Raw genomic sequence first — 5,775 nt, forward strand, 5'->3', positions numbered from 1 at the left:
AGGTTTAGAACCTCGCCCCACTTCATCACTTCACTTCCAATCAAGGTTTTCATCATGGCATTTATGACATCAACAATGGTATTTCAACCCGATGGTCAACAACCTACTGGACAACAGGACGAGTTTGATTCTGAGCAGTTTGAGGGAGGGCATGAGACTTTGCCTTACATCCAGATGCTCAATCATCAGAATCCCGACAAATCTGGTTTCTTCATCACGCTCCAAAATATGGAAGCAGCCGGATTTATCCCCAATGAGGAATGGACACCGCACACCGAGCAGTTTCAAAGCGGGGAAACCGCAGAAGGCTATCGCTCCCTAACCGCTCGATTTTTAATTCTGCGGAAATCAAAGCTAATGATGTTTGAGCGTGAAAGTGATGAGTTTTTGGGAGCATTTCAGAAGTTTCGTTACGATCGCAACACAGTTGTTCTCAAAACTCGCTACCTCGTCTATCTCGTTAGCAAGAGCAAAGTCCTTTTTCACACTTCCCCACTGCTGCTAACTGCCAAAGGTTCCTTCAATGGCTGCTTTGGGGAAGTCGTCCGGAAGTTTCAAAGTGAGATGAGCAAGGCTTACGGCATTGCCACTGGCGCGAGGAAGCCGAGGGGCGATCGCTTCATGGCGCTATCAATTCTGGCAGTTCGGGTCAAACCAGAACTGAAAGGAGATCGCAAGAAGTCATGGGCCTGTTCAATCGAAACCTATGGTTCTCCCACTGCCGATACCTGGAAGTCCTACTTTGTCGGCTACAACGAACGAGTTAAAGAGAAGATTCTCGGGGAGTTTGAGGATTGGGCACAGTTCGGAAGCTTGGAGCGAGAACTCCAGGCACAGCAGCGAAGGTTTCAAGGGGAAGACACCTTAAAGGATAGTGAGAGTGAACATTACGCCTACGATGAAGACTTCTAGAGCGCTTCATCCATTGGGGATTGAAGAATCAATCCTACTACCGACATCTTGATTCAACCCTTGCCCCGATCGCTCCCGCTGTCGGGGCAATTTCTTTGCAGGCTTCGACTTATGAAAGATATTCACCAATCCGATTGCTGCGATCGCTCCAGCAGCTATCAGCAAGCCCTTTGTGATTTCAATGTTGCTCAACTGATGGAGGGATTGAGCAACTTCAGCGATTTGGACTTTGATCCAACGCTGATGCATCTAACCCCAGAAGAGGTGGAAAGCCTTGCTGCACTTCTAATCCATCAGCTTACCCTGAGCCTTCAAGGAACCCTCGTTGCAGGGTATCTCAACGTGCTAAGAAACGGAGACACTGAGGCGATCGCCCAGTTACCTCCACTCGACCTGAAACCTCTACAATCCCCAGTGAAGTTACCAGAGAACTTTCCCCACCAGGTTACGACTCCCCTGTTTGTGTATGGCGATGCTGTTCGCTGGATTCCTCTACCCTCTCATACTCAAACGAACACGGGTATCGTGATTGGGCGCTTCTACGCTTATGCTCGACATCTGGGAAGTTGGACGTGGAAATATCTAGTCTGGCTGAAAGAGCCTTGTGGCTGTACCCTTGCTGATACTGCCTGGGAGGATGACCTGGAAGCCAATGATGAGGAGGAGAACCCATGAATTCTCGTCCTCTTCATCAGCGGGAGCAGGAGTTAATCAGGCTCTATAGCCGGTGTCGCCTGGGTATGTCACCGCAGCAGTTCTACGCCAAGTGGCAGGTTAGCTATGAAGCAATCGCCGCCATCTGCGCTCGTTCCCCCTCAACGGTACACCGCTGGTTTGGTCGAGGACGGCAATATCGTCGCCCTCTTCCTGCTGACTTGCGCCATCTCGCTTTGATGGATTTCTTGTTGGAGCATTTTGAGGAGATTCCTGAGGATCTGCGCCAGGTGTTGTGCGCTTTGCCTCCCCATGAGCAAAATGCTCCTGATGCATAAAAATGCCAAAAAAGATATGGCGGGGTGCCATATCTTTTTCTTTTTCTCCTTTGTAGCCTAGCTTCGGTCTGATTAAGGGGATTGCATCTTGGAACGGTCTAGAGGAGCAGAGGGAGGGCGAGTCGCACAGGAAATCGTGCAGATTCGCTCAGCCCTCAAAGCGGCAGGGTATTCAACTCGAAAACGACCCAAGCAAGCTGTTTGGACAATTGGAGTAGATCAAGGCAAGTCCTATTACCTGACGTTTCAGCCTGCTCCCATTAGTGCCTGGGTCCTTCATCCTCTCGATGATGCTCCTACCTATCATCATCTCTCCAACCTAATCGGACTTGCCCTTACCCAACATTGAAACGTTTTGGAGCCTGCTCATGAGTTACGTTGATAGATTGTCTCCCTGGTGTATTGTTCGCACGCTGCCGAACTTGCAGGGAATTACTGTTGCTCGGTTTCGTCGGCGTGGGGATGCAGAAGCCCATCTTGGGGCTTTATCTCGTCTGATCCCAGATGCCCAGTTTAAGATCATGTTTGATCCTGCCTTAGAGCCACAGCAGCCAAGCAAAGTCAGGGTAGGATGAATTCTAGATTGGCAATCTCCCCTTTAGGAACTGGAGCTTTGTGGAAGTTCACAAAGCTCCAGTTCTTCTGGTTAACCTTTGCTGTCGCTGAAAGGTTAGTAAACCTGGCTATTCCATGAAGAGGCATCAATGCTTCTAACTTAGAAGCGAACCCGACCTGTCGTAATCAGTTGCAATCCTCCTACAAGCGAGACAAATGCCAGGAAGAAAGTCCACAGGCTGGTTGGTCTGAGAATAACGCCGCCACTAACAAAGACCAGCAGAATCCCTAATCCCACTAAAATCCAACCGAGAGCACCAGTACTTCTGTTAAAGAACAGCAAGGCAACAATCCCACTTGTGACGGCTAGAACTGAGCCAGCAGCAGAAATATCTCGCCACCAGTAGGGCGCTGTTTGAGTGGTGAAAATGATGTTCTGTCCTAAAAAGTAGATCCCGACCAACAGCAGTGCTAACCCAATAAGTTTAAGGAAAAGGCGCATTATTCGCTTCAACGCTACCGCCCTATCCTAATCGCATAGGGGACCGATCGCCAGGAGTTTAGTTGTTTGTTCCAGGTAGCAACCTGGCTGGTGGGATGAAGGAGTGGATTTGAACAGGGTTGATCCTGAACTAGAGAAAGTTCTGGTTAACAATAGGCAGGGAGGAAAAATTTTGCAGAATTGCCCATAGATGTATTATTTCCGGTCATTCTAAGCAAGGACAAACACCAAATTGAAGAGTTATCATTACAATCTCTTAATCGATAGTTTTGTTTCAATTGAAACATTAAAGAAATTATTTAACTAAGGACGAACCAAAGGGGCGCAAAACCTCATTAGTAAAAGTAGAAGCATGATTAACAGATGAAAACTAAAGAAGAAATCAGTAGGTGCTGAACTCAAAACTTTGGAACCTGAAATAAGGCGATTGGTCTACTGATTGCCCTTTATGTAACTCAGAAGCAGAGGTGGATTTAGATTCTTTTAATATTAGTTCAAAGAATGTTTACGCTAACCAAAATTCTGAGTTCAACGCCCCAATTTCGAGTTGAAATTCTCAAATATCTCTGTCAAGCTAAGGGTGAAGTGCATGGATGAGGTTTATAAAATGGCAACTGATCTAGAACTAAATCAAGCTCTGTCTCAGAAAATTTCTGATTTAGAAGAGCAACTAGAATTGATAACCTTTCAACGGGATGCTATAACGCGGGTTGTACCGGGCAAGTTTTCATATCTTGATGCACAACTGAGATACCAATATGTCAGCCAGGAGTACCAGGAATGGTACCAGAAGCCTAGTGAGGAGATTGTAGGAAAGACCGTAGAAGACTTGATGGGAACCGAGGGAGCGCAAAAACTGCAAAAGTATCTGGACATGGCATTAGCCGGTCAAGAAGTTCACTACGAATTCACCAAACGGTTTGAAGACGGTGAAGAGCGTACTATGGTAATCGACTACATTCCACACCTGAGCCATACAGGAGAAGTACTGGGCTTTTTTGCATCATGCCTGGATGTGACAGAACTCAAGCATTTGAGGGAAGCACTACAGGAGAAGATGCAATCGCAACTTGTAGGTGCAGGAGCCTCAGCATAGCTTTTCTCTTACCTGAAGATTTTTCGATTGAACATAAACTAGCAAGGCTGCCAGACACGATCTCAGATAGGGAGGATGTCAGACAGCCTTATTTGGTGAGGCATCGATTGCAGATGAATTATGTATTAGCTGAAAAGTCAGTTGCCAGTGCTAAACAAAAAGCCAGACCGTGAGGATGCTCAGGTAATGACCTTACAGCCAGAAGATGAACTGGAGCTGTATAAAGCTGTATATGACAATTCTCCAGGTCTCTGTTTCATCTTAGATGAAACAGGAAAGATTCTTGATGTAAATAAATCCTGTGCTCAATCTCTTGGCTGTACTATATCGGAGTTGATGGAGATATCCATTCTAGAGCTTCTCGATCTAGAAACATGGGAAACCCTGCAAAGCACATTAACCAACACCGGTGAGCAATTAATTCAGACGATTGACTGCAAAATTCGCTCGCTCCACCCAAGTAGGTCTGCGCCTTGGGTAAGATTAAACCTTTCTGGTTTACCCAAATCCAGTAATATTTTCATCTTGTTTGGAGAAGACGTAACTCAGATTAAGGAATTTGAGGAAAAGTTACGTCATAAAGAGAAACAATTTCGACTGGTCACAGATTCGCTGGCGGGCAAAGTTTCCTACGTAGACTCGCAGAAGCGTTATCAGTACGTCAGCCAGCAGTACGGAGAATGGTCAAAAGTTTCTTCTGACGAGATAGTGGGTCAAACGGTTGAGGGGTTTATGGGAACCTCAGCTTACCCAAGAGTTCAGAAATATGTGGAAGCTGCCCTGTCTGGTGAGAAGGTAACGTATGAAGTCACCTGGAATTTTGCTGATGGCAGTGAGCGATATCTGACTGTTAACTATATTCCAGATATCGCTGAGTCAGGTGAAATTTTAGGATTTTATGCCATTATGCAGGACCTGACTGAGAGTAAAAAAGTTGAGAAAATCCTACATCAGTTCAATGCCAGTCTTGAACAACAGGTGAGGGAGCGTACTGCTCAACTACAACAGACTCTGGTATTTGAAACAGTACTCAGGCGAATTACAGAAAAGGTAAGAGATACGCTTGACGAAAGTCAAATTTTACAAGTCGTAGTTGAGCAAGTAGCGATCGGTCTTGGTTGTCACTACTGTGATACTTCTCTTTATGATGTCAACCAAGGGGCTGCCTCTGTTTATTGCGCGTATATAACCTCAACCATTTCAGCTCGAAGACGTATAGCATTTTTAGACTTCTTTGAACTCTACTCTCAGCTTCTACGAGGTCAGTGTCTTCAGTTTTGTGAGATAGTCCCTACTCTGATTCGGTCAGCACAGGAGCAATTAGCTATTTTGGTTTGTCCTATTTCCGATGGACAAGAAGTTTTGGGCGACTTACGGTTATGCCATCAGCGAGATGATGCTTTTGAGGAATCAGAAGTTCGATTGGTGCAGCAAGTAGCAAGTCAGTGTGCGATCGCTCTGCGTCAAGCAAGGCTTTACCGGGCACAAAGCATTCAGGTTGAGAAACTAGAGGAACTCAATCAACTCAAGGATGACTTCTTAAGTACAATCTCCCACGAATTGCGTACTCCTGTAACGAACATGAAGATGGCGATTCAAATGCTCAGTCTTACCCTTGGTCGAGATCAGGTCATAGCTGAGCAAGGTAGGGTGAATCGTTACTTACAAATTCTGCAAGATGAGTGCACACGCGAAGCAAGATTAATCAATAACTTGCT

8 protein-coding genes are annotated in these 5,775 nt (G+C 46.0%); 7 read left to right on the forward strand and 1 reads right to left on the reverse strand.

Going from position 1 to position 5,775, the window contains the following annotated elements; all coding sequences use genetic code 11:
• The first annotated feature begins 54 nt into the window (after positions 1 to 54).
• The 5 genes from H6F93_RS22530 (at position 55) to H6F93_RS22550 (ending at position 2,479) form a co-directional block, all read left to right on the forward strand.
• Complete coding sequence (locus H6F93_RS22530) at positions 55 to 912, forward strand: DUF5895 domain-containing protein (RefSeq protein WP_190685613.1); 858 nt, start codon at positions 55 to 57, stop codon at positions 910 to 912.
• Between the two features lie 111 nt (positions 913 to 1,023).
• On the forward strand, positions 1,024 to 1,587 hold the full coding sequence (locus H6F93_RS22535; RefSeq protein ID WP_190685616.1) for a hypothetical protein: 564 nt from the start codon (positions 1,024 to 1,026) through the stop codon (positions 1,585 to 1,587).
• Positions 1,584 to 1,904, forward strand: coding sequence for a helix-turn-helix domain-containing protein (locus H6F93_RS22540; protein ID WP_190685619.1), 321 nt, complete (start codon positions 1,584 to 1,586; stop codon positions 1,902 to 1,904). The genes H6F93_RS22535 and H6F93_RS22540 overlap by 4 nt, the downstream gene beginning before the upstream one ends.
• Positions 1,905 to 1,992: 88 nt before the next feature.
• Entirely contained in the window at positions 1,993 to 2,253 is a 261-nt protein-coding gene (locus H6F93_RS22545) for a hypothetical protein (protein WP_190685621.1), read from the forward strand.
• Between the two features lie 19 nt (positions 2,254 to 2,272).
• Positions 2,273 to 2,479 (forward strand): hypothetical protein, encoded by a 207-nt coding sequence (locus tag H6F93_RS22550; RefSeq protein ID WP_190685624.1) that lies wholly within the window; start codon positions 2,273 to 2,275, stop codon positions 2,477 to 2,479.
• 140 nt (positions 2,480 to 2,619) lie between these two features.
• On the opposite strand, the gene H6F93_RS22555 is transcribed toward H6F93_RS22550, so the two are convergent.
• Positions 2,620 to 2,973, reverse strand: a complete 354-nt coding sequence (locus H6F93_RS22555) for a hypothetical protein (RefSeq protein ID WP_242043573.1) — start codon at positions 2,971 to 2,973, stop codon at positions 2,620 to 2,622.
• 595 nt (positions 2,974 to 3,568) lie between these two features.
• On the opposite strand from H6F93_RS22555, the gene H6F93_RS22560 reads away from it, so the two are divergent.
• Together H6F93_RS22560 and H6F93_RS22565 are read left to right on the forward strand one after the other, a co-directional pair.
• Positions 3,569 to 4,057, forward strand: a complete 489-nt coding sequence (locus H6F93_RS22560) for a PAS domain-containing protein (protein ID WP_190685630.1) — start codon at positions 3,569 to 3,571, stop codon at positions 4,055 to 4,057.
• 147 nt (positions 4,058 to 4,204) lie between these two features.
• A partial coding sequence (locus H6F93_RS22565) for a PAS domain S-box protein (protein WP_347277347.1) occupies positions 4,205 to 5,775 on the forward strand: 1,571 nt, incomplete at its 3' end.

This window comes from Leptolyngbya sp. FACHB-671, from assembly GCF_014695745.1.
GTDB lineage: Bacteria > Cyanobacteriota > Cyanobacteriia > Elainellales > Elainellaceae > JAAUTN01.

Bases quoted from the DNA above. Each gene is read 5' to 3' on its own strand.
- H6F93_RS22535 (WP_190685616.1), top strand. From the start codon at position 1,024: ATGAAAGATATTCACCAATCCGATTGCTGCGATCGCTCCAGCAGCTAT.
- H6F93_RS22560 (WP_190685630.1), top strand. From the start codon at position 3,569: ATGGCAACTGATCTAGAACTAAATCAAGCTCTGTCTCAGAAAATTTCT.
- H6F93_RS22550 (WP_190685624.1), top strand. From the start codon at position 2,273: ATGAGTTACGTTGATAGATTGTCTCCCTGGTGTATTGTTCGCACGCTG.
- H6F93_RS22540 (WP_190685619.1), top strand. From the start codon at position 1,584: ATGAATTCTCGTCCTCTTCATCAGCGGGAGCAGGAGTTAATCAGGCTC.
- H6F93_RS22530 (WP_190685613.1), top strand. From the start codon at position 55: ATGGCATTTATGACATCAACAATGGTATTTCAACCCGATGGTCAACAA.